This is a genomic window from Mycobacterium sp. KBS0706, assembly GCF_005938675.2.
Taxonomy (GTDB): domain Bacteria; phylum Pseudomonadota; class Alphaproteobacteria; order DSM-16000; family Inquilinaceae; genus Inquilinus.
In genome coordinates, this window is the sequence record NZ_VCCH02000030.1 from 17,905 (window position 1) to 37,159 (window position 19,255).

At 69.6% G+C, this 19,255-nt stretch carries 20 protein-coding genes; 8 read left to right on the plus strand and 12 right to left on the minus strand.

Features of this window, described 5'->3' with window-relative positions:
* Positions 1-16: 16 nt before the first annotated feature.
* The 9 genes from FFK22_RS17650 to FFK22_RS17690 form a co-directional block, all read right to left on the minus strand.
* Positions 17-1,090: an ABC transporter ATP-binding protein gene (locus FFK22_RS17650; protein ID WP_138888695.1), complete on the minus strand. Its 1,074-nt coding sequence runs from the start codon at positions 1,088-1,090 to the stop codon at positions 17-19.
* On the minus strand, positions 1,087-2,127 hold the full coding sequence (locus FFK22_RS17655) for an ABC transporter ATP-binding protein (RefSeq protein ID WP_138888694.1): 1,041 nt from the start codon (positions 2,125-2,127) through the stop codon (positions 1,087-1,089). Before FFK22_RS17655 ends, FFK22_RS17650 begins: the two co-directional genes overlap by 4 nt.
* Entirely contained in the window at positions 2,111-2,854 is a 744-nt protein-coding gene (locus FFK22_RS17660) for a FadR/GntR family transcriptional regulator (RefSeq protein WP_221938665.1), read from the minus strand. The genes FFK22_RS17655 and FFK22_RS17660 overlap by 17 nt, the downstream gene beginning before the upstream one ends.
* A gap of 266 nt (positions 2,855-3,120) precedes the next feature.
* Positions 3,121-3,543, minus strand: a complete 423-nt coding sequence (locus tag FFK22_RS17665; protein ID WP_138888692.1) for a hypothetical protein — start codon at positions 3,541-3,543, stop codon at positions 3,121-3,123.
* A gap of 188 nt (positions 3,544-3,731) precedes the next feature.
* The gene (locus FFK22_RS17670) at positions 3,732-4,658 is read right to left on the minus strand and encodes an aldo/keto reductase (RefSeq protein ID WP_138888691.1); all 927 of its coding nucleotides are present in this window, start codon (positions 4,656-4,658) and stop codon (positions 3,732-3,734) included.
* 12 nt (positions 4,659-4,670) lie between these two features.
* On the minus strand, positions 4,671-6,611 hold the full coding sequence (locus tag FFK22_RS17675; protein WP_138888690.1) for a beta-galactosidase: 1,941 nt from the start codon (positions 6,609-6,611) through the stop codon (positions 4,671-4,673).
* A gap of 33 nt (positions 6,612-6,644) precedes the next feature.
* Positions 6,645-7,484, minus strand: a complete 840-nt coding sequence (locus FFK22_RS17680) for a carbohydrate ABC transporter permease (protein ID WP_221938666.1) — start codon at positions 7,482-7,484, stop codon at positions 6,645-6,647.
* Between the two features lie 11 nt (positions 7,485-7,495).
* Positions 7,496-8,449 carry a carbohydrate ABC transporter permease gene (locus FFK22_RS17685; RefSeq protein WP_138888688.1) on the minus strand — a complete coding sequence of 318 codons (954 nt, stop codon included), beginning with the start codon at positions 8,447-8,449 and terminating at the stop codon, positions 7,496-7,498.
* Positions 8,449-9,681 (minus strand): ABC transporter substrate-binding protein, encoded by a 1,233-nt coding sequence (locus FFK22_RS17690; protein ID WP_221938667.1) that lies wholly within the window; start codon positions 9,679-9,681, stop codon positions 8,449-8,451. The genes FFK22_RS17685 and FFK22_RS17690 overlap by 1 nt, the downstream gene beginning before the upstream one ends.
* Positions 9,682-9,930: 249 nt before the next feature.
* Between FFK22_RS17690 and FFK22_RS17695 the strand changes: the two genes are divergently transcribed.
* A complete protein-coding gene (locus FFK22_RS17695; protein ID WP_138888687.1) occupies positions 9,931-10,791 on the plus strand; it encodes a helix-turn-helix domain-containing protein in 861 nt (286 codons plus the stop codon).
* Positions 10,792-10,822: 31 nt separating this feature from the next.
* On the opposite strand, the gene FFK22_RS17700 is transcribed toward FFK22_RS17695, so the two are convergent.
* Positions 10,823-11,587, minus strand: a complete 765-nt coding sequence (locus FFK22_RS17700) for an SDR family oxidoreductase (protein ID WP_138888686.1) — start codon at positions 11,585-11,587, stop codon at positions 10,823-10,825.
* A 127-nt stretch (positions 11,588-11,714) separates the two neighbouring features.
* Between FFK22_RS17700 and FFK22_RS17705 the strand changes: the two genes are divergently transcribed.
* Complete coding sequence (locus tag FFK22_RS17705) at positions 11,715-12,626, plus strand: LysR family transcriptional regulator (protein ID WP_138888685.1); 912 nt, start codon at positions 11,715-11,717, stop codon at positions 12,624-12,626.
* On the opposite strand, the gene FFK22_RS17710 is transcribed toward FFK22_RS17705, so the two are convergent.
* Positions 12,627-13,526: a phytanoyl-CoA dioxygenase family protein gene (locus FFK22_RS17710; protein ID WP_138888684.1), complete on the minus strand. Its 900-nt coding sequence runs from the start codon at positions 13,524-13,526 to the stop codon at positions 12,627-12,629.
* 189 nt (positions 13,527-13,715) lie between these two features.
* Between FFK22_RS17710 and FFK22_RS17715 the strand changes: the two genes are divergently transcribed.
* Positions 13,716-14,609, plus strand: coding sequence for a cation diffusion facilitator family transporter (locus tag FFK22_RS17715; RefSeq protein ID WP_138888683.1), 894 nt, complete (start codon positions 13,716-13,718; stop codon positions 14,607-14,609).
* A 9-nt stretch (positions 14,610-14,618) separates the two neighbouring features.
* Here the strand turns inward: FFK22_RS17715 and FFK22_RS17720 are convergent, their stop codons facing one another.
* On the minus strand, positions 14,619-15,413 hold the full coding sequence (locus FFK22_RS17720; protein WP_186002524.1) for a 2-keto-4-pentenoate hydratase: 795 nt from the start codon (positions 15,411-15,413) through the stop codon (positions 14,619-14,621).
* Positions 15,414-15,497: 84 nt separating this feature from the next.
* Between FFK22_RS17720 and FFK22_RS17725 the strand changes: the two genes are divergently transcribed.
* The 5 genes from FFK22_RS17725 (at position 15,498) to FFK22_RS17745 (ending at position 19,251) form a co-directional block, all read left to right on the plus strand.
* Positions 15,498-16,199, plus strand: a complete 702-nt coding sequence (locus FFK22_RS17725; RefSeq protein ID WP_221938668.1) for a GntR family transcriptional regulator — start codon at positions 15,498-15,500, stop codon at positions 16,197-16,199.
* A 16-nt stretch (positions 16,200-16,215) separates the two neighbouring features.
* On the plus strand, positions 16,216-17,070 hold the full coding sequence (gene kduI, locus FFK22_RS17730; RefSeq protein WP_138888680.1) for a 5-dehydro-4-deoxy-D-glucuronate isomerase: 855 nt from the start codon (positions 16,216-16,218) through the stop codon (positions 17,068-17,070).
* Entirely contained in the window at positions 17,067-17,822 is a 756-nt protein-coding gene (kduD, locus tag FFK22_RS17735) for a 2-dehydro-3-deoxy-D-gluconate 5-dehydrogenase KduD (RefSeq protein WP_221938669.1), read from the plus strand. Before kduI ends, kduD begins: the two co-directional genes overlap by 4 nt.
* Positions 17,823-18,002: 180 nt before the next feature.
* Positions 18,003-18,593, plus strand: a complete 591-nt coding sequence (locus FFK22_RS17740; protein WP_138888679.1) for a phage tail protein — start codon at positions 18,003-18,005, stop codon at positions 18,591-18,593.
* A gap of 67 nt (positions 18,594-18,660) precedes the next feature.
* The gene (locus FFK22_RS17745) at positions 18,661-19,251 is read left to right on the plus strand and encodes a phage tail protein (RefSeq protein ID WP_138888678.1); all 591 of its coding nucleotides are present in this window, start codon (positions 18,661-18,663) and stop codon (positions 19,249-19,251) included.
* Positions 19,252-19,255: the final 4 nt, after the last annotated feature.

Here is a 19,255-nt window from a genome sequence, read left to right on the forward strand (position 1 = left end):
CCTCCTGTTCGGTTTCTTATGGATGGGCCGCTGCCTGGCGGGCGCGGTAGAGCGACAGCCTCGCGGCGAGGCGGGGCGGCGTCGGCGGCGCGGCCAGGGCGCCGGCCCCGGCATCCTGGATCTCGCGCCAGAAATGGCAGGCGACGCTGCGCCCGGGCTCGGCCTCCTCGGCGGGCGGCCGGACCTCGGAGCAGATCGGCTTGGCGTGCGGGCAGCGGGTGTGGAAGCGGCAGCCGGGTGGCGGCGCGGTCGGGCTGGGCACGTCGCCCTGCAGCAGCGACTTCGCCTGTCGCCCGCTCGGGCTGGGCACCGGGATCGCCTTCATCAGCGCCTGGGTGTAGGGATGCAGCGGCGCGTCGAACAGCGCGTCGACCGGCGCCTGTTCGACGATCTCGCCGAGATACATCACCGCCACCCGGTCGCTCATATGCCGGATCACGGCCAGGTCGTGGGCGACGATCACCAGCGTCAGGCCGAAGCGCTCCTTCAACTCCTCCAGCAGGTTGATCACCTGCGCCTGGATCGAGACGTCTAGCGCCGAGACCGGCTCGTCGCCGACGATCAGCACCGGCTGGCCGGCCAGCGCCCGGGCGATGCCGATGCGCTGGCGCTGGCCGCCGGAGAATTCATGCGGATAGCGGCCGGCATGGTCCGGCAGCAGGCCGACGATGCGCAGCAGCTCCGCCACCCGGTCGCGCCGCTCCGCCCCGCCGCCCAGGCCGTGCAGCCAGATCGGCTCGCCGATGATGTCGCCGACGGTCATGCGCGGGTTGAGCGAGGCATAGGGGTCCTGGAAGATGATCTGCAGCTCGCGCCGCAGCGCCCGCATCTCCTTCGGCGGCAGGGCGGTCAGCTCGCGGCCGCGATAGATCACCTGGCCGGCGGTCGGTTCGATCAGCCGCAGCAGCAGACGGCCGAGGGTCGACTTGCCGCAGCCGGATTCGCCGACCACGGCGAAGGTCTCGCCCGGCTGGATCGCGAGCGATACGCCGTCGACCGCATGCACCAGCGGCGAGCCGCCGAACAGGCTGCGGCCGCCGCCGAAGCGCTTGACCAGGCCCTTGCCTTCGAGAAGCGCGGCGTCGCTCATGCGGCGCCTCCGGCATGCTGTTCCAGCGGCGCGAACCAGCAGGCGGCGTGGTGGTCCGGGCCGACCAGCCTGGCCGGCGGTGCCTCGGCGGTGCAGCGCGGCTCGGCGAAGGGGCAGCGCGGGGCGAAGCGGCAGCCCGACGGCATGCGGTCGGCCGGCGGCACCGTGCCCGGGATGGTGGCCAGGCGCCCCTCGCGCCGGCCCAGCGACGGCACCGACCCCATCAGCCCGATGGTGTAGGGGTGCTGCGGATCCTCGAAGATGGCGTCGACCGGGCCGGATTCGACGATGCGGCCGGCGTACATCACCGCGACATGGTCGGCGACCTCCGCCACCACGCCGAGGTCGTGGGTGATCAGGATCATGGCGGTGCCGGTCTCGTCCTGCAGCCGCCGCACCAGCGCCAGGATCTGGGCCTGGATGGTGACGTCCAGTGCCGTGGTCGGCTCGTCGGCGATCAGCAGCTGCGGGTCGTTGGCCAGGGCCATGGCGATCATGGCGCGCTGGCGCATGCCGCCCGACAGCTGGTGCGGATAGGCGTCCAGCCGCTTCTCCGGCGCCGGGATGCGCACCCGGCGCAGCATCTCCAGCGCCCGGCCGCGCGCCTCGGCCTTGCCCATCGCCTTGTGCCGGCGGATGCCCTCGGCGATCTGGTCGCCGATGGTGAAGGCAGGGTTCAGGCTGGTCATCGGCTCCTGGAAGATCATCGCCATCCGGCTGCCGCGCAGGTCGGCGCGCTGCCGGTCGGTCAGCTGGAACAGGTCGCGGCCCTCGAACCGGGCGGTGCCGGAGGTGATGCTCGCCACCGGCGGCAGCAGGCCCATCAGCCCCAGCGCGGTGATGCTCTTGCCGCAGCCGGATTCGCCGACGATGCACAAAGTCTCGCCGCGGGCGACGGAGAAGGAGACGCCCTCCACCAGGTTGTTGCCGAGCGACAGCGACAGGGCGAAATCCTGCACTTCCAGCACCGTCTCGCGCGCCGGCTCCGGTGCAGTGGTGGGGGCGCGGGCGATGCGGGCGTCAGAGACCGAGGCCATCGGCCGCCTCCGTGCTGTCGCCAAGGCGGGCGGTGCGGTCCTGCGGCGCCGGCTCGCCATGCATCGCCGCCTCGAGATTGGCCTGCAGCGCCAGCAGGTGGCGGCGCATCGCCGCCTCGGCCCCGGCGCCATCGTGCCGGGCGATGGCGGCGACGATCTCGCCATGCTGGCTGGTATAGGCGCGCAGGCGGATGCGGTTGCGTGCCGTCTCGCGCAGCCGGCGCCAGGACGGCGACTGGCGGATCCGGTCGATGCAGTCGAACAGGGCCAGCAGCAGGCCGTTGCCGGCGGTCTCGGCGATGTGGCGGTGGAAGGCGCTGTCCCACAGCTCGTGGCCATCGCTGTCCGTGCTGGCCGCGGTCTTGCGCTCGATCCGGCGCAGCGCGGCCACACTCTCGGGCGACGCTTTCAGGGCGGCCAGCCGGGCCAGCGCCGGCTCGATGTTCAGCCGCGCCTCCATCACCTCCAGCGGGCTGGTGCGGTCGGCCAGGGACGCGATCAGATGCGGCTGCACCGGCGGCTGTTGGCCGGCGAAGGTGCCCTTGCCCTGGCGGCGCCAGATCCGGCCCTCGGCCTCCAGCACCTCCAGCGCCCGCCTGACGGCGCGGCGACCGACGCCGATCCGGGCGGCCAAGTCGCGCTCGGTCGGCAGCTGCCATTCGGCACGGTCGCCCTCGGCGTCCAAGAGCGCGCGCAGCCGCTCCAGCGCCACGCTGGAGTTCGACACGCCTGTCGACGTGGATATGGGGGATTCGGATGAAACCACTTCAGCCATTGGTCTCTCAAAGGCTGCGTCCGCCGGTCCGGCTCCGAGCCATCTGCCATTCCCTGTTGGGCTTGAGAACGCCCGGCCAGCCGACCCTGAGGATCGATCATGGCGCGCGGCGCCGCTTTGTCTTGCCGAACAGCCAAGCGCAAAGGGAACCAATTTGCAAATGGTTTCCTGGGTGGTCGCGTCGGTTGATGACGAGGATGCTACGACTCGCCGCAGGCTTAGTCCCGGCCGTCCAGGTAGTCCGCCAATGGGCGGTCGTGGTCCACGATGTGATCGCTCAGATCGAAGACGTCCTTGAGTCGGGGGTGACGCAGAGCCTCTTCCCTGGCGAGAATGCGGCCCAGGACTCCCGAGGACCAAATCGTCTGCTCCGACCCGACGATGCCGACATTGTATTGGCTATCATCGGACCAGAGCTGGAATGCGAAAGCGACACGATCCTCGGGGGATGCGGCTTCGTTCCAGTCTCCCAAGCCGACGATCATCTCCGCTCGTGGGTGCCGTGGGCCGCGCGTCAGCATCGCGCGATAGATCGCGAAGGCTTCGCCATCGCGGGACACGAGGCGGACCAGTCGGGTGCTGGGCAGGCCGCAGCAATCGCAAGAGGTGAGAATCGGTTCGGCGAATTCGATCTCGTACACGACGTCCCCCGCGCCATCGGCCAAACATCGCTCGTTGCGGCCGATGGCGCGAGTCCCATCGTGTAGTGCTGTTGCCCTCCGCTAGACCTCCCAAAATGTCATGCCCGGGCGTGACCCGGGCATCCGGTAGGTCTCGACGTTTTCTGGATTGCCGGGTCGCGCCCGGCAATGACAGGTGGGGCAGGGGGCTACGGCGTGTCCCGCTTCAGGTCCAGCCAGTCGCGCTCGGTCTCGGTCAGGGTGACCGACAGGCCTTCGATGTTGCGGCGGCTCTCGTCGAGCGTGCGCGGGCCGGAGAGAGCGAAGGTGGCGAAGGGCTGCGACAGCACCCAGGCCATGGCGATCTGCACCGGGCTGGTGCTCTTGGCCTCGGCCAAAGCGATGGCGCGGCGGCGCCGCTCGAAATTGTCCTCGGCGTGCCAGGACTTCGCGATCTCCGCCTCCTCGGCCGCCCGGGACGGGTCGCCGCGCTCGGTGAAGAAGCCGCGCGCGGTCGAGGACCAGGCGAACAGCGCCGTGCCGCTCTCCTCCAGGTGGCGCAGCCACTCCGGGTCGCGGGCCGAGACGCAGCCGGCCCAGACCGGCTCGACCATCCGGGCCAGGGCCAGGTTGTTGCTCAGCACCGTGAAGCCGGTCTTGCCGGTGCGCCTGGCGTAGTCGTTGGCCGCCCGGAACCGCTCCAGGCTCCAGTTCGAGCCGCCGAACACGCCGATCCGGCCCTCGCGGTGCAGCGCGTCGAGCACGTCGACGAACTCGCCGACCGGCACTTGCGGGTTGTCGCGGTGCAGGAAGTAGATGTCGACGCGGTCGGTGCGCAGCGCCTCCAGGCTCTGCTCCAGCTGGCCGCGCGCCGCCTCCGGCGTGCAGTTCGGGGTGTGCGCGCCCTTGCCGATCAGGACGATGCTGTCGCGGACACCGCTGTTCGCCAGGTATTCGCCGAACAGCGCCTCGCAACCGCCGCGCATATAGATCCGGGCGGTGTCGAAGCAGTTGCCGCCGCGCTCGACATAGTCGTCGAACAGCGGCGCCGCCTTCGCCAGGTCGTCCTGGTTGTCGACGCCCATCACCATCCGGGCCACCGGCTTCGCGACGCCGGGGATCGTGCCGTAGATCATCTCTCGCTTCCCTTATTCCGTCCGCCAGCAGGCCACGCCCTGCGGCGGCACCACGGGCCCACCCAGCAGGTAGCGGCCGGCATCCTTCACCGGCGCAGCCCAGTCGGCCTCGCCATAGTTGAAGGCGAAGGTCAGCCCGCCGCGGCGGCGCAGCCGCACCGCCTCCGGCAGCTCGATCAGGTCCAGCCCGGCGCGGCCCAAGAGGTCGGCGATGACGCCGCGCAGCAGCGCCGGGTCCGGCCAGCCGGCCAGGTAGGAGCGGCGGCCGTCGCCGACCAGGGCCGGGGCGCCGTCGGCGAAGCTGGCCTGCGCCGGCAGGTCGGTCTCCAGCCATTCGCGCCAACGGCGGATGGATCCCTTCAGGCCGGCGCCCTCGACCGGCTCCACCAGGTTCGGGCGCAGCGACGCGACCTGGGTGACCTTCAGCGGCAGCAGCTCCTGCAGCAGGCCCGGCGGCAGCTCATCCGGAATGGAGAAGTCGCGGGTCTTCGACCCGGTGCGCGGGCCGAACAGGATGACGGCGTCGGTGGCGGCGAAGGCCTGCCGCGCCGCCTCCGACACGGTCGCCAGGCTCGGCACCACCACCGCCTTGTAGCCGGCCAGCGACGCGCCCGGGCGGACCATGTCGACATCCAGGCCGAAGCGGCGGATCGCCTCGTACCAGCGGAACACCAGATCGGTGTAGCGGAAGTCGCGGCCCTGCGGCTGGATCCGGGTGATCCAGGAGGTCTCGTAGTCGAACACCAGCGCCACCGGGGCCTGGCCGGAGGCGGGCAGGGCGCCGAGCTTCGCCAGCTCCTGCCCGACCTGCGTCGCCTCCTGGCCGCCCACCGAGAGCTTGCGGTCCGGCCGGTTCAGCCCGGCATGCATCTGCTCCTGCGCGAAGGGGCATTGCCGCCAGCGGAAATAGCTGACGACCTCGGCGCCGTGGGCCAGGGCCTCCCAGCTCCACAGCCGGACCATGCCGGGCTTCGGCACCGGGTTCCAGGCGGCCCAGTTCACCGGCCCGGGCTGCTGCTCCATCACCCACCAGCGGCCGCGGCCGACGGCGCGGTAGAGGTCGTGGTTGAACGGCGCCAGGTCGGGGTGCGAGGTGCGGGCCCAGCGCGCCCGCTCGTCATCGTCGCAGGCGATCTTCTCCAGCGTGCCCAGCGGGTAGCTGTCCCAGGACGCGATGTCGAGGTCCTCGCCGACCGGCCAGTGGTCGAACTCCTGGAAGAAGCCCATGAAGTTGTGGGTGACGAAACGGCCGGGCGAATGCTCGCGGATGATCTCGACCTGCATCCGGTTGTAGGCGGCGACCTGATCCGAGGCGAAGCGCCAATAGTCCAGTCGCGCCGCCGGGTTGGTCTCGGTCACCGCGCCGACCGGGGCGATGATCTCGTCGAAAGCGCCGGCCTCCATCGACCAGAACACGTTGCCCCAGGCCTGGTTCAGCGCATCCGGCGTCTGGTAGCGGTGGCGCAGCCAGGTGCGGAAGGCGGCGACGTCCTCCGGCCCGTAGGACAGCACGGTGTCGTGGCAGCCGAATTCGTTGTCGGTCTGCCAGCCGGCGACCGCGTCATGGCTGCCGTAGCGCCGCGCCACTTCCTCGGTGATCCGCGCGCTCTCCTTGAGCCAGGTGCGGCTGGAGAAGCTGGTGTGCCGGCGCGAGCCGAAGCCGCGGACGCGGCCGTTCTCATCCACCGGCAGAATGTCCGGATGGCGGTCGATCAGCCATTTCGGCGGCGTCGCCGTCGGCGTGCACATCACCACCTTCAGCCCGGCGGCGCCCAGCGTGTCGATGGCGCGGTCGAGCCAGGCCCAGTCGAAGCGCCCCGGCTCCGGCTCGATCCGCGACCAGGCGAATTCGGCGATGCGGACGAAGGTGATGCCGACCTCGCGCATCCGGCGGGCATCGTCCTCCCACCACGCTTCGGGCCAGTGTTCCGGGTAATAGCAGACGCCGAGCATTCGGAAGCCTCGTCGGAAACGGAAGGTGGGGCGCTATTTCACGGCGCCGGCGGTGATGCCGGCGACGAAATAGCGCTGCAGGAAGATGAAGACGACCAGCATGGGCAGGGTCAGCAGCATGGCCCCGACCATCAGCGCGCCCCAGGGCACGACGTTGAGGCCGATCAGGCTGCCCAGCGCCACCGGCGCGGTCCGGGCCGCGGACTCGGTCGCGACCAGCAGCGGCCACAGATAGTTGTTCCAGGAGGCGAGGAACAGGATGATCGCCAGCGCCGCCATGCTGGGCCGGACCAGCGGCAGGGCGATGGTGAAGAAGATCCGGCCCTCACGCGCGCCGTCGATGCGGGCGGCGTCCAACAGCTCCTGCGGCAGCGACAGGAAGGTCTGGCGCATGAACAGCACGCCAATCGAGTTGAACAGCGGCGGCACGATCACCGCGATCCAGGTGTTCGACAGGCCCAGGTCACGCGCCACCAGCACGTATTGGGGAATGATCACCACGGCATAGGGCACGGTCAGCGTCGCCACCAGCAGGCTGAAGGTCGCCTGCTTGCCGACGAACTGGAAGCGGGCGAAGGCGTAGCCGGCCATGCTGGTCAACATCAGCGACAGCGCCGCCGAGACGATGGCGATGCCGATCGAGTTCAGCATCGCCCGGCCGAAGCTGGCCGTGTCGTCGAGGAAGGCGAGGTTCGTGAAGAAGTTGTCGCCGGGGGTCAGCGGCAGCTCCGGCGAGAAGATGGCGTAGTCCGGCAGGGTGGAGAAGATCACCATGAGATAGAGCGGCGCCAGCCACAGCAGCGCCACGGGTGCCATGCCCCCGGTCAGGAGCAGGGTTCCCCAGCGCCGGCGCGATCCGATCGAGCGGGGCATCGCCATCCTCCTCAGGCCTTCCGGCCGCGGGTGAGCACGAGGTTGAGCGCCGCCATCACCGCCGCCATGCCGGCGATGGTGTAGGCGATCGCCGCGGCGTAGCCGAAGTTCAGGCTGACGAAGCCCTGCTTGTAGAGATAGGTGCCGAGCGTCTCGGTGGCGCCGCCCGGGCCGCCGCGGTCGGTGATCAGCCAGGGCTCGGTGAACAGCTGCATGGTGCCGATGATCGACAGCACCAGGCAGAAGATCACGATCGGCTTCAACAGCGGCAGGGTGATGCGGAAGAAGCGGTCAGCCGGCGATGCACCGTCGATCGCCGCCGCCTCGTACAGGTCGCGCGGGATCGACTGCAGCCCGGCCAGCAGGATGATGGCGTTGTAGCCGGTCCAGCGCCAGGTCACCGCCACCATGATCGTGGCCATGGCGGCGTTCGGGTCCTTCAGCCAGTCGATCGGGGCCAGGCCCAGCGCCGCCAGGCCGTGGTTGACGGCGCCGAACTGGCCGTTGAACAGCAGCCGGAACACCACCGAATAGGCGACATCGCTGACCACCACCGGCGCGAAGAAGGCGAAGCGGTAGATCGGCCGCAGCTTCAACAGCGGCGAGTTCAAGGCCACGGCCAGCAGCGTGGCCAGGGTCAGCATCACCGGCACCTGGATCACCAGGATGATCAGCGTGTTCTTCAGCGCCTCCTGAAAGGCGCGGTCGACCAGCAGGCGCCGCCAGTTGATCGCCATGTTCCAGGCCCAGGGATTGACCCGCGTGTTCTGCAGCGACAGCAGCGCCGAATCGATGATCGGCCAGCACCAGAACACGGCGAAGACGAGCAGATAGGGCAGCAGGAACCAGTATGGCGCCAGCGCATGGCGCCGGCGCCGCCACCCGACGCTGGCCTCCGAGGGGGCGGCGGCTGGGGCCCCGCGTGTCCGCGGGGCCTGGAGGCCGGCTCGGGTGGCGGTTCCCATTACTCGGCGACCGGCAGGCCGGTGGCGGCGGAGATCTGCTCGGCTGCCTCGTCCAGGGTCTCCTTGGCGGATTTCGAGCCGCCCTTCAGATAGGCCAGCAGGATGCCGTCAGCGATGTTGTCGGCCTCGGCGAAATACTGGGTGCCGCGGGCCGGCTTGATCTGCGACAGGGTGTTCAGCACCACCTCCCAGATCTTCTGGCCGCCCCAATAGGGCTGCGCCTGCTGGACATAGGGATCATTGACCGCGTCGGGCAGGGTCGGCACCAGGCCCGAGGCCTTGAGCTGGGTGATCTGGCTGTCCGGCCGGCCGAGCGCGAAGTTGATGAAGGCCAGCGCCGCCTGCGGGTTCTTCGAGGATGCCGGGATGGCCAGCGACGAGCCGCCGATATTGGCGGCACGGTTGCCGCCGGACTCGAAGGCCGGCAACTGGAAGATGCCCCACTTCCCGCTCAGCTCCGGCGCATTGCCGCGGACCGAGCCCTCGTACCAGGCGCCGTAGACCGAGCTGGCCAGCCGGTTGGCCTTGATCGCCTGCAGGCTGCCGTCCCAGTCGCCATCCATGAACAGCCCGGCATCGGAAATCTTCTTCACCGTCTCCAGCGCCTGGACGCAGCCGGGCTGGCTGACCGTGACGTTTTCGCCCGTCTCGTCGAAATAGGCGCAGCCGGCCTGGTTGGCGAGGATCCGGAACCAGGTTGTGCTGGTGCCGCCGCTGTTGAAGGACAGGAACTTGACGTCGGCCCCGGCCTTGGCCTGCACGGCCTTGCCGGCGGCGACGAAATCGTCCCAGGTCGCGATCTTGGCCGGGTCGACGCCGGCGGCCTCATACATGTCGCGGCGATAAAACACCACGGCCGGCCCGGAATCCCAGGGCATGGCGTAGATCTTGTCGCCGACGGTCAGCTCCGCCAGCTTGAATTTCGGGAATTTGGCGAGGAGGTCGGCCTCCTTGGCGTCGAGCGACTTCAGGTCCAGGAAGCAGTCCGGGAAGCGGGCCCAGAACACCTCGGACTCATGGTTCTCGACCGAATAGACGTCCGGCATGTTGATGCCGCCGGCCGAGCAGCCGGCGAGGCCGCGGTCATAGACCGGCTGGTTGCCCAGGTCCTCGACCGTCACCTTGACGTTCGGATAGGCCTTGTTGAAGTCGGGCACCACGGCCTTCAGGGCCGTCGCCGCTACGTTCCAGCTCCAGACGGTGATCTCGCCCTTCACATCCGACTGCGCCATCGCCGGTGCCGTCAGGGCTAAGACGGCCGCTCCGGCCAAGCCGGACATCATGCCGGCGATCCTGCCTAGTCCACTCATCAGGGTCCTCCCTCGGTTTGGCCTCGTGTTCCGACGGACGGGTCCGGCCTGCCAGAGGTGGGACCCCTCGTCTCGGAGCTTATCGTCGCCTTGTGCCGGGAGTATGAATCCGATGGTTTCCGCATGTCGTCCCGATCAGGGACGAATTCTTCCGGGATCCTAAGGTGAGCAATGAGCCGAGCCTCGACTGCGCGCATACCGAGACTGCCGGGCCTGTCTGAGCGGATCGTCAGCGCCGACACGCGGCGCGAGGTTCTGGTGATGCGGCGGGCGCACCAGCACAGCCAGATCGAGCTGAACCTGATGCTGGAGGGTGCGGCGACCTATCTGTTCAACGGAAAGCGGGTGACCATCGGCGCCGGCGACTTCGTGTTCTTCTGGGGCGCGATCCCGCACCAGACCATCGAGGCGTCGAGCCCGGCCAGCTTCGTCTGCCTGTACCTGCCGATCGAGATGTTCCTCAGCGCGGCGCTGGGGCCGCGGCTGAAAAGCGCTGTGCTGGGCGGCGGCATGATCGGCGACCGGGCGCCGCTGCCCTTCGACGCCGCCCAGTTCGAGCATTGGCATGCCGAGCTGAACCGCGGCGACGACCGGATCACCGCCCTGGTGCGGCAGGAGATCGAGCAGCGGCTGCGGCGCAGCGACCTGTGCGGCTGGGAGGTGCTGAGCGACACCGGCGACGGCGCCGCCGCCTCCGAGGGCCGGCACGCCAAGGTCTGGGCCATGGCCGGGTTCATCGCCGCCCATGCCAGCGAGCCGATCTCGGTGTCCGACGTGGCGGCGTCAGTGTGCCTGCATCCGAACTATGCCATGGCCATCTTCCGCGAGGCGCTGGGCCTGAGCATCGGCGGCTATCTCACCCGCCAGCGCCTGTACGTGGCGCAGGCGCTGCTACTGTCGACCGACACCGACATCGTCACCATCGCCTTCGAGGCTGGCTTCGGCTCGGTGTCGCGCTTCTATGAGGCGTTCAGCCGCCACTTCGCCATGCCGCCCCGCCAGTTCCGCATCCTCTACCGCGGCGGCGGGTGAGGGGGCGGGAACCCGTCCCGCCCCTGGGCAATCACCCCCGCGCGATCGAGATGCCGCCATCGACCAGCGAGGCGGTGCCGGTGACGAAGGAGGCATCGTCCGACGCCAGGTACAGGACGGAGCGGGCGATCTCCTCCGGCGTGCCGGCGCGCTTCAGCGCGTGCAGGCTGCTCAGATGGTCCCGCGCCTCCGGCGTGGCGTTCGCCGTGCGATACATGGCGGTGTCGACGGCGCCGGGCAGCACCGCGTTGACGCGGATGCCCTGTGGCCCGAACTCGGCGGCCAGCGCCTGGGTCAGGCCGATCAGGCCGGACTTGCTGGCGGCATAAGCGGCGACACCGGGGAAAGAGAAGGTGTGGCCGACGAAGGTCGAGGTGAAGATCACCGACCCACCGCCGTGCTTCGCCATCTCGGCGACCTGATGCTTGGCGCCCAGGAAGGCGCCGGTCAGGTTGATGGCGATCGTGTCGTTCCACCCGGCCTCGGAGACGCCGATGCTGGCCCCGGTCTCGCCGAGCGTGCCGGCGTTGTTGAAGGCGATGTCCAGCCGGCCGAAGCGCTCGGCCGCGAGCGCAACCAGTGCCTTGGCATAGTCCTCCGAGCGGACATCGCCGGCCAGCGCCACGGCTTGGCCGCCCGTTGCCTCGATCTCGGCGACGAGGTTCGCAAGCTCGGCCTCGCGACGGGCGCCGAGCACCAGCTTTGCGCCTTCCGCGGCGAACAGAAGGGCGGTGGCCCGGCCGATGCCGGCACTGGCGCCGGTGATGATCGCGACCTTGGTTTCCAAACGACGCATCTTGGGATCTCCTGGATCGAGGCGGGCCCGACGCCCGCCGTCGACTTCGAAGATATGTCGCAGGAAAGCTGGGAAGAAGGGAACGATCCTGATAGGATTATTCAGCTTTGCTGAATGATTGGCGTCGATGGACCGGCTGCGCGCCTATGAGATCTTCGCCGCGGTGGTGGCCAAGGGCAGCTTCACCCGTGCCGCCGATGCGCTCGACACCTCGCCGGCCAATGTCACCCGCTATGTCAACGAGCTGGAGGCGCATCTCGCCGTCCGCCTGCTCAACCGCAGCTCGCGCCGGCTGTCGCTGACCGAGGCGGGGCAGGCGCTGGCCGAGCGGGCGCGGGCGATCCTGGACGAGGTGGCGGAGACCGAGGCGATCGCCTCCTCCGCCGCGCTCAGCCCGCGAGGGCGGCTGCGCGTCAACGTGCCGGTCAGCTTCGGCATCCTGCATCTGGCGCCGCTGTGGCCGCGCTTCCTGGCGCGGCATCCGGAGATCGAACTCGATGTCGATTTGGTCGACCGCGTCGTCGACCTGGTGGGCGAGGGATACGATCTGGCGGTCCGGATCTCCCGCACTGGCTCCCAGGCGCTGGTCGCGCGCCGGTTCGCCACCTCGCGCAACATCGTCTGCGCCTCGCCCGACTACATCGCCCGCCGCGGCGTGCCGGCGGTGCCGGCCGACCTGCTGAATCACGACTGCATCGGCTACAGCGGCGCCGCGACCCTCGACGAATGGCATCTGGCCGACGATTCCGGCCGGCCGCATGCGGTGAAGGTGCCCTGCGTCATGCACAGCAGCAACGGCGACACCGTTCGCGCCGCGGCGCTGGCGGGGCTCGGCATCATCTGGCAGCCGACCTTCCTGATCGGCGGCGACCTGCGGCAGGGCCGGCTGGTGCCGCTGCTGCCCGGCTACCGGATGGCCGACATCGACGTTCTGGCGGTGTATCCCAGCCGGCGCTATCTCAGCGCCAAGGTTCGCGTCATGGTCGACTTCCTGGCCGAGTCCTTCCGCGGTGTCCCACCCTGGGACCGCGGCTCATGACTATAGCCCGTCGCCCAGGCCCCAGTGGCTCCCCCAGCGCGGGTCGGCTTCGTCGCGGACGTCCTGGAAGCGGATGTCGGCCGACAGGCGCAGGATCCCGTCCGGGTCGTCGTTGCGGGTCGCGGCGTGGATCATGTAGGGGCTGTGCAGCACCACATCGCCGGCGGCGTAATCCGCGGCCAGCCAGCGGGTGCCGAAGCGCTCCGCCATCGCCGGCAGGTCCTTCGAGATCCAGCCGGTCTCCGTCATGTTGCGGTTGTAGGCGCTGATCCGCTCCTCCGGCGACAGCCCGGCATTTTTGCGGCCGAACTCCGCCTCCATCTCGCGGCCCAGGCGATGCGACCCTTCGAGGTAGAGGAGGCCGCCCATCCGCACCGGCACGTCGCCGATCGGGATCCAGGCGGTGACCAGCCGGTCGGTGCCGGCGCGCAGATAGATCAGGTCGTAATGCGCCCCGGTCGCGCCCGGGTCGCCGGGCCGGGTGAAGCGCAGGATCTTGCGCCGGTGCAGCGTGGAGTTGCCGCCGATCAGTCGGTCGATGAAGCGCCACAGCTCCGGCATCAGGCAGAAGGATTCGAAGGCCGAGGACCGCACCAGCTCCATCAGCCGGCCACGCGAGGCGGCATCGGCCGGGCGGTCGGAGGTCCTGCCCTCGACCGGGTCGGAGCCTTCGGCCAGCAGGCCGAATTCGGCGAATTGCGCGAAGACATGGCGGCGGAACTCCAGCACCGCCGCCCGCGGCAGCAGCGACCGCAGCCAAAGATAGCCTTCGGAGTCGTAGCGCGACCGCAGAGCGGCGAGACCCTCCGCCGGATCGCTCGGCGCCAGCCAGCCCAGCCGCGCCGGGCTGCAATCCAGCGCATAGCCGTTCGACGACAGAGCGGACGGCAGAACGCCCATCCCTTCCTCCCATGACGCATACGCCTTGCGGCGCTTGGCGGCTATGATGCACTCCATGGCGTGGAGTGTCGTCACGTCGCGGCAGCTTTTCCTCCGGAATCCTCAGGTCGAGGCTCAGAGAGACATGTCCTGGTCCGAGACGAAGCCGACGGCTCTCCGCCTTTGCCCTGGAACAGGAAGCGGCCGCTGATGGACCGCGCCTCCCAGGCCGCGCTGGCCAGCATCTTCGTCGGGGCGCTGGTGCTGGGACTCAAATTCCTGGCCTATTGGGTCACCGGCTCGATCGCGCTGTACTCCGACGCGCTCGAGAGCATCATCAATGTGCTCGCGGCCGGCGCCGCCTTCATCGCATTGCGGGTCTCGTCGCAGCCGGCGGATGCCAACCACTCCTACGGCCACACCAAGGCCGAGTACTTCTCCGCGGTCTTCGGGGGGCTGCTGGTGGTGCTGGCCGCGCTGTCGATCCTGCGCGAGGCGTATGCAGGCCTGCTCGACCCCCAGCCGCTCGATGCGCCGGCGCTGGGCCTGGCGATCAGCGGGGTGGCGTCGGCCATCAACGGTGCCTGGGGCTGGGCCTTGCTGCGCTGGGGTCGCAGCCTCCGCGCCCCGGCGCTGGTCGCGGACGGCCGGCACGTCCTGACCGACGTCTACACCTCCGGCGGGGTGTTGGTCGGGGTCGGCCTGGTGGCCCTGACCGGCTGGCAGATCCTCGATCCGATCCTCGCCGCGATCGTGGCGCTGAACATCCTCTGGTCCGGCTACGTCATGGTCCGGGATTCGGTCGGCGGCCTGATGGACGAGGCGGTGCCGCCGGAGACCCTGGTGCGCATCCGCGAGGCGATCGCGCGCACCGGCGGCGGCGCTCTCGAAGCCCATGACGTGCGCACCCGGCACGCCGGGCGGATGACCTTCATCGACTTCCACTTGGTCGTGCCGGGCACGATGAGCGTCTCCAGGGCGCACGACATCTGCGACCGGATCGAAGCGACGCTGAAACAGGACATCGGCGCCGACACGATCATCAGCATCCATGTCGAGCCGGAGGAGAAGGCCAAGCACGCCGGCGTGGCCATCGCCCGATGACGGGGAGGCTCAGCCGACGGCGGCGGTGATCAGCACGTCGACAGCGCCGACGCCGTCGAACTCGGCCTCGGCCCGGTCGCCCGGCTTCACCACATGGACGCCGGTGGTCATGCCGGTCAGCACCCAGCTGCCGGCGGGCAGGTCCCGGCCGCGGCGGCCGAGATGCTCGGCCAGGAAGGCGAGGGAGGCGATCGGCCCGCCGCCAGCGACGCGGGCGGCACTGCCCTCGCCGACCACCTCGCCGTCGACCCGCATCCGCACGGTCCAGTCGGACGGCGCCCGGCTGTCCCACGCCGGGATCTCGGGGCCGAGCACGAGGCCGGCATTGTTGCCGAAATCGCTGGCCACGGCGCCGGGGCCGAGGTCGTTCAGCGTCGCCAGCGGGCTGCCGGCGATCTCCATCCCGGCATGCACCGCGGCCACGAAGGGCCGCATCTCGTCGAGGGTGCGCGGCCGTGCCTCGGCGGGGATGTCGCGGCCGATCCGCAGCACGAATTCGGCCTCGACCGCGCCGAAGCCGCCGCGGATCACCGGCGTTTCCACCCGGCGCTCGCGGGCGTCGCGGAAATTGCGGGCGAAGACCGGCCCGGCCAGGCGCGGCGCGTCGTAGCGCGGCCGCCAGGTCTCGGCGATGCCGGCCACCTTCCAGCCGACCAGCGCATCGGTCCACAGGCCCAGCGCTTCCTCCTGCACCGCATAGGCGGTGGGCAGGTCCGGCGGCAGCGTGCCGGGATAATCCGGCAGGGCGCGGGCGGCGCGGCGCGCCTCGGTGAAAGCGATGGCCAGGTCGCGGCTCGAACTCATGGCGGGCTCCATCGGCTGATCTGGATTCTTGTGTATGGTAGTATGGGCTGTTATGCAAGGCGGCAACGGCATGCAGGATCCGGCGTGAAGATCGACCCCGCCCACAGCTTCGAATCCGCCGCGCATCGGCTGGAGCGCGAGCTGCGCCGCGCCATCGTGGCGCTGGAGCTGCCGCCCGGCGCCCGGCTGTCGGAGCAGGAGATCGCCCAGCGCTACGGCGTGTCGCGCCAGCCGGTGCGCGAGGCGCTGATCGCGCTGGCGAAGACCCGGCTGGTCGAGGTGCAGCCGCAGCGCGGTACGGTCGTGGTCAAGCTGTCGGTGCGGCGCATGGCCGAGGCTCGCTTCGTCCGCGAGACGGTCGAGGTGGCGCTGGTGCGGCGCGCCTGCGAGGGCTTCGACCGGTCGAGCCGCGAGCGCATCGATGACCTGCTCGACGCCCAGGCCAAGGCCGCGTCGCGCGGCAACCATCACGACTTCCAGCGCGCCGACGAGCTGTTCCACATCGCCATTGCCGAGGGCGCCGGCTGCGGCCTGGCCTGGATGGCGGTGGAGGACCTCAAGGCGCATATGGACCGGATCTGCACCCTGACGCTGCCGGGCGCCGAGGCGATGCTGCCGCTGGTCGACCAGCACCGCGCCATCATGGCGGCGATCGACGCCCGCGACCCCGACGCGGCGGAGCGGGCGATGCGCCACCACCTGACCGAGATCCTGCGCGCCCTGCCGCGGATCGAGGCTGAACACCCCGAATTGTTCGACGAGCCCGCCCCGGGCCGCATCCGATAGACGCGAAGAGGACAGCATGACTGCGAGCGACGCCGCGACCACCCGCCAGGCGGTGCATTACGAGCAGGCCGAGATGCTCGACGGCGAGGATCTGCGCCGGCATTTCCTGATCGAGCAGCTGATGGCGCCGGGCGGGCTGAGCGCGACCTACACCCATTACGACCGCATGCTGGTGATGGGCGCGGTACCGACCGATGCGCCGCTGGTGGTCGGCGAGGATCTGGCGAAGCTGGTCGGCAGCGCCACGCTGCTGGAGCGGCGCGAGCTCGGCCTGATCAATGTCGGCGGGCCCGGCCGGGTGACCGCCGACAGCGCGGTGTACGAGGTCGGGCCGCAGGACGCGCTCTATCTCGGCAAGGGCATCGCCTCGGTCGCCTTCGCCAGCGTCGACCCGGCCAACCCGGCGAAGTTTTACATCAACTCGACCCCGGCCCATGCCGGCCTGCCGTCGCGGGTGGTCGCCCGGAACCAGGCGATCGTCAAGGAGCTCGGCGCGCCCGAGACCAGCAACCGCCGCACCCTGCACCAGTACCTGCACCCCGAGGTGCTGCCGACCTGCCAGCTGCTGATGGGCCTGACCCGGCTGCACAGCGGCAGCGTCTGGAACACCATGCCGGCGCACACCCATGACCGGCGGATGGAGGCCTATTTCTACTTCGAGCTGCCCGCCGATGCGGTGGTGATGCATTTCATGGGCCGGCCCGCGGCCACCCGCCACCTGGTGGTGCGCAACGAGCAGGCGGTGCTGTCGCCGCCCTGGTCGATCCATTGCGGCGCCGGCACCGCCGCGTATGCCTTCATCTGGAGCATGGCCGGCGACAACCAGGCCTTCACCGACATGGACTTCGTCGCCATGGGGGACCTGCTGTGAGCCTGTTCGACCTGTCCGGCCAGGTGGCGTTGGTCACCGGCGCGCGCACCGGCCTCGGCCAGGGCATCGCCCTGGCGCTGGCCGAGGCCGGGGCCGACATCGCCGGGCTCGGCTCGCGCCCGATGCCGGACACCGCGGCGGCGGTCGCCGGCACCGGCCGCCGCTTCGTCGAGGTGGTGCGCGACCTGGGGGATTCCTCCGGGCTCGAAGCGGTGGTGGCCGACATCGTCGCCCGGATCGGCGGCATCGACATCCTGGTCAACAATGCCGGCATCATCCGCCGCGCCGACCTCCTGGAGTTCAGCGAGGCGGACTGGGACGCGGTGATGGCGGTCAACCTGAAGAGCGCCTTCTTCCTCAGCCAGGCCGTCGCCCGCCACATGGTGGGGCAGGGCATCCGGGGCCGGATCATCCACATCGCCTCGGTGCTGTCCTTCCAGGGCGGCATCCGGGTGCCGTCCTACACCGCTGCCAAGCACGGCATCGCCGGGCTGACCCGGGCGATGGCGAACGAGCTGGCGCCGAAGGGCATCACCGTCAACGCCATCGCCCCCGGCTATATGGAGACCGACAACACCGAGGCGCTGCGCGCCGACCCGGTGCGCACCCGCCAGATCCTCGACCGCATCCCGGCCGGCCGCTGGGGCGTGCCGCAGGATCTGGCGACGGCGACGCTGTTCCTGGCCTCGCCGCACAGCGGCTATGTGACCGGCACGCTGCTGCCGGTCGATGGCGGCTGGCTGGCGCGATAATATTTCGATTGAATTTGTATCGAATTCGTGCCATAAAGACATATTCAATCGATTAAGATTGAAGCTATATTTCTCTTCGTTTTATTCTCGCTGATGCCGGCTCCGGGCCATCCTGTCGATGGCGAGGAGCCGGCATCGTGCGTTTGTTGCATTCTCGATCCATTTTCAGGAGCATTTCAGATGGAACCTTTCCTCGCGACGATCATGGGCTGGGCTCCGAACTTCGCGCCGCGCGGCTGGGCCTATTGCGGGGGGCAGATCCTGGCCATCGCGCAGAACACGGCGCTGTTCAGCCTGCTCGGCACCACTTACGGCGGCAATGGCCAGACCACCTTCGCTCTGCCCAACCTGTTTAGCCGGCTGCCGATCGGTGCCGGCCAGGGGCCGGGGCTGAGCTCTTATGACCTCGGCCAGCTGGGCGGCACCGAGAGCACGACCCTGACCACCAACAACCTGCCGGCGCACGCCCATCCCGCAGGGACTTTGGCCGGGCAACAGACGGTGACCACCAACACCGGCAGCACCTCCCAGACGACGGCTGCCGCCGGCTCGATCCTGGGGGCGCCGAACTTCCTGGACAGCGCCTCCGGCTCGACCGTCAACGTCAACACCTTCGCCGCCGGCGGCTCCACCCCGGCGGTCGCCCTGGCGGTCCCGGTCACCGGCGCGACCGGCCCGGCCGGCGGCACCCAGCCCTTCTCGATCATGCCGCCCTATCTGGCGATCAACTGGATCATCGCGCTCGAAGGCATCTTCCCGTCGCGCAACTGAGGACGCGCCGCAATCCTCGCCGTGCTCGTTTTCGACGATTATTGACCCTTGTCAGGAGCATTTCGGAATGGAAGCTTTTCTTGCCACGATCATGGGCTGGGCCCCGAACTTCGCGCCGCGCGGCTGGGCGTTCTGCGGCGGCCAGATCATGTCGATCGCGCAGAACCAGGCGCTGTTCAGCCTGCTCGGCACCACCTATGGCGGCGACGGCGTGACCACCTTCGCCCTGCCCAACCTGTTCAGCCGGCTGCCGATCGGTGCCGGCCAGGGGCCGGGGCTGAGCAACTATGTTCTCGGCCAGATGGGCGGCACCGAGAACACGACCCTGACCACCAACAACATGCCGGCGCACGCCCATCCTGCAGGGACTTTGGCCGGGCAACAGACGGTGACCACCAACACCGGCAGCACCTCCCAGACGACGGCCGACAACGGCTCGATCCTGGGGGCACCGAACTTCCTGGACAGCGCTTCCGGCTCGACCGTCAACGTCAACACCTTCGCGCCCGGCGGCTCCACCCCGGCGGTCGCCCTGGCGGTCCCGGTCACCGGCGCGACCGGCCCGGCCGGCGGCACCCAGCCTTTCTCGATCACGCCGCCCTATCTGGCGATCAACTGGATCATCGCGCTGGAAGGCATCTATCCATCGCGCAACTGAGGAA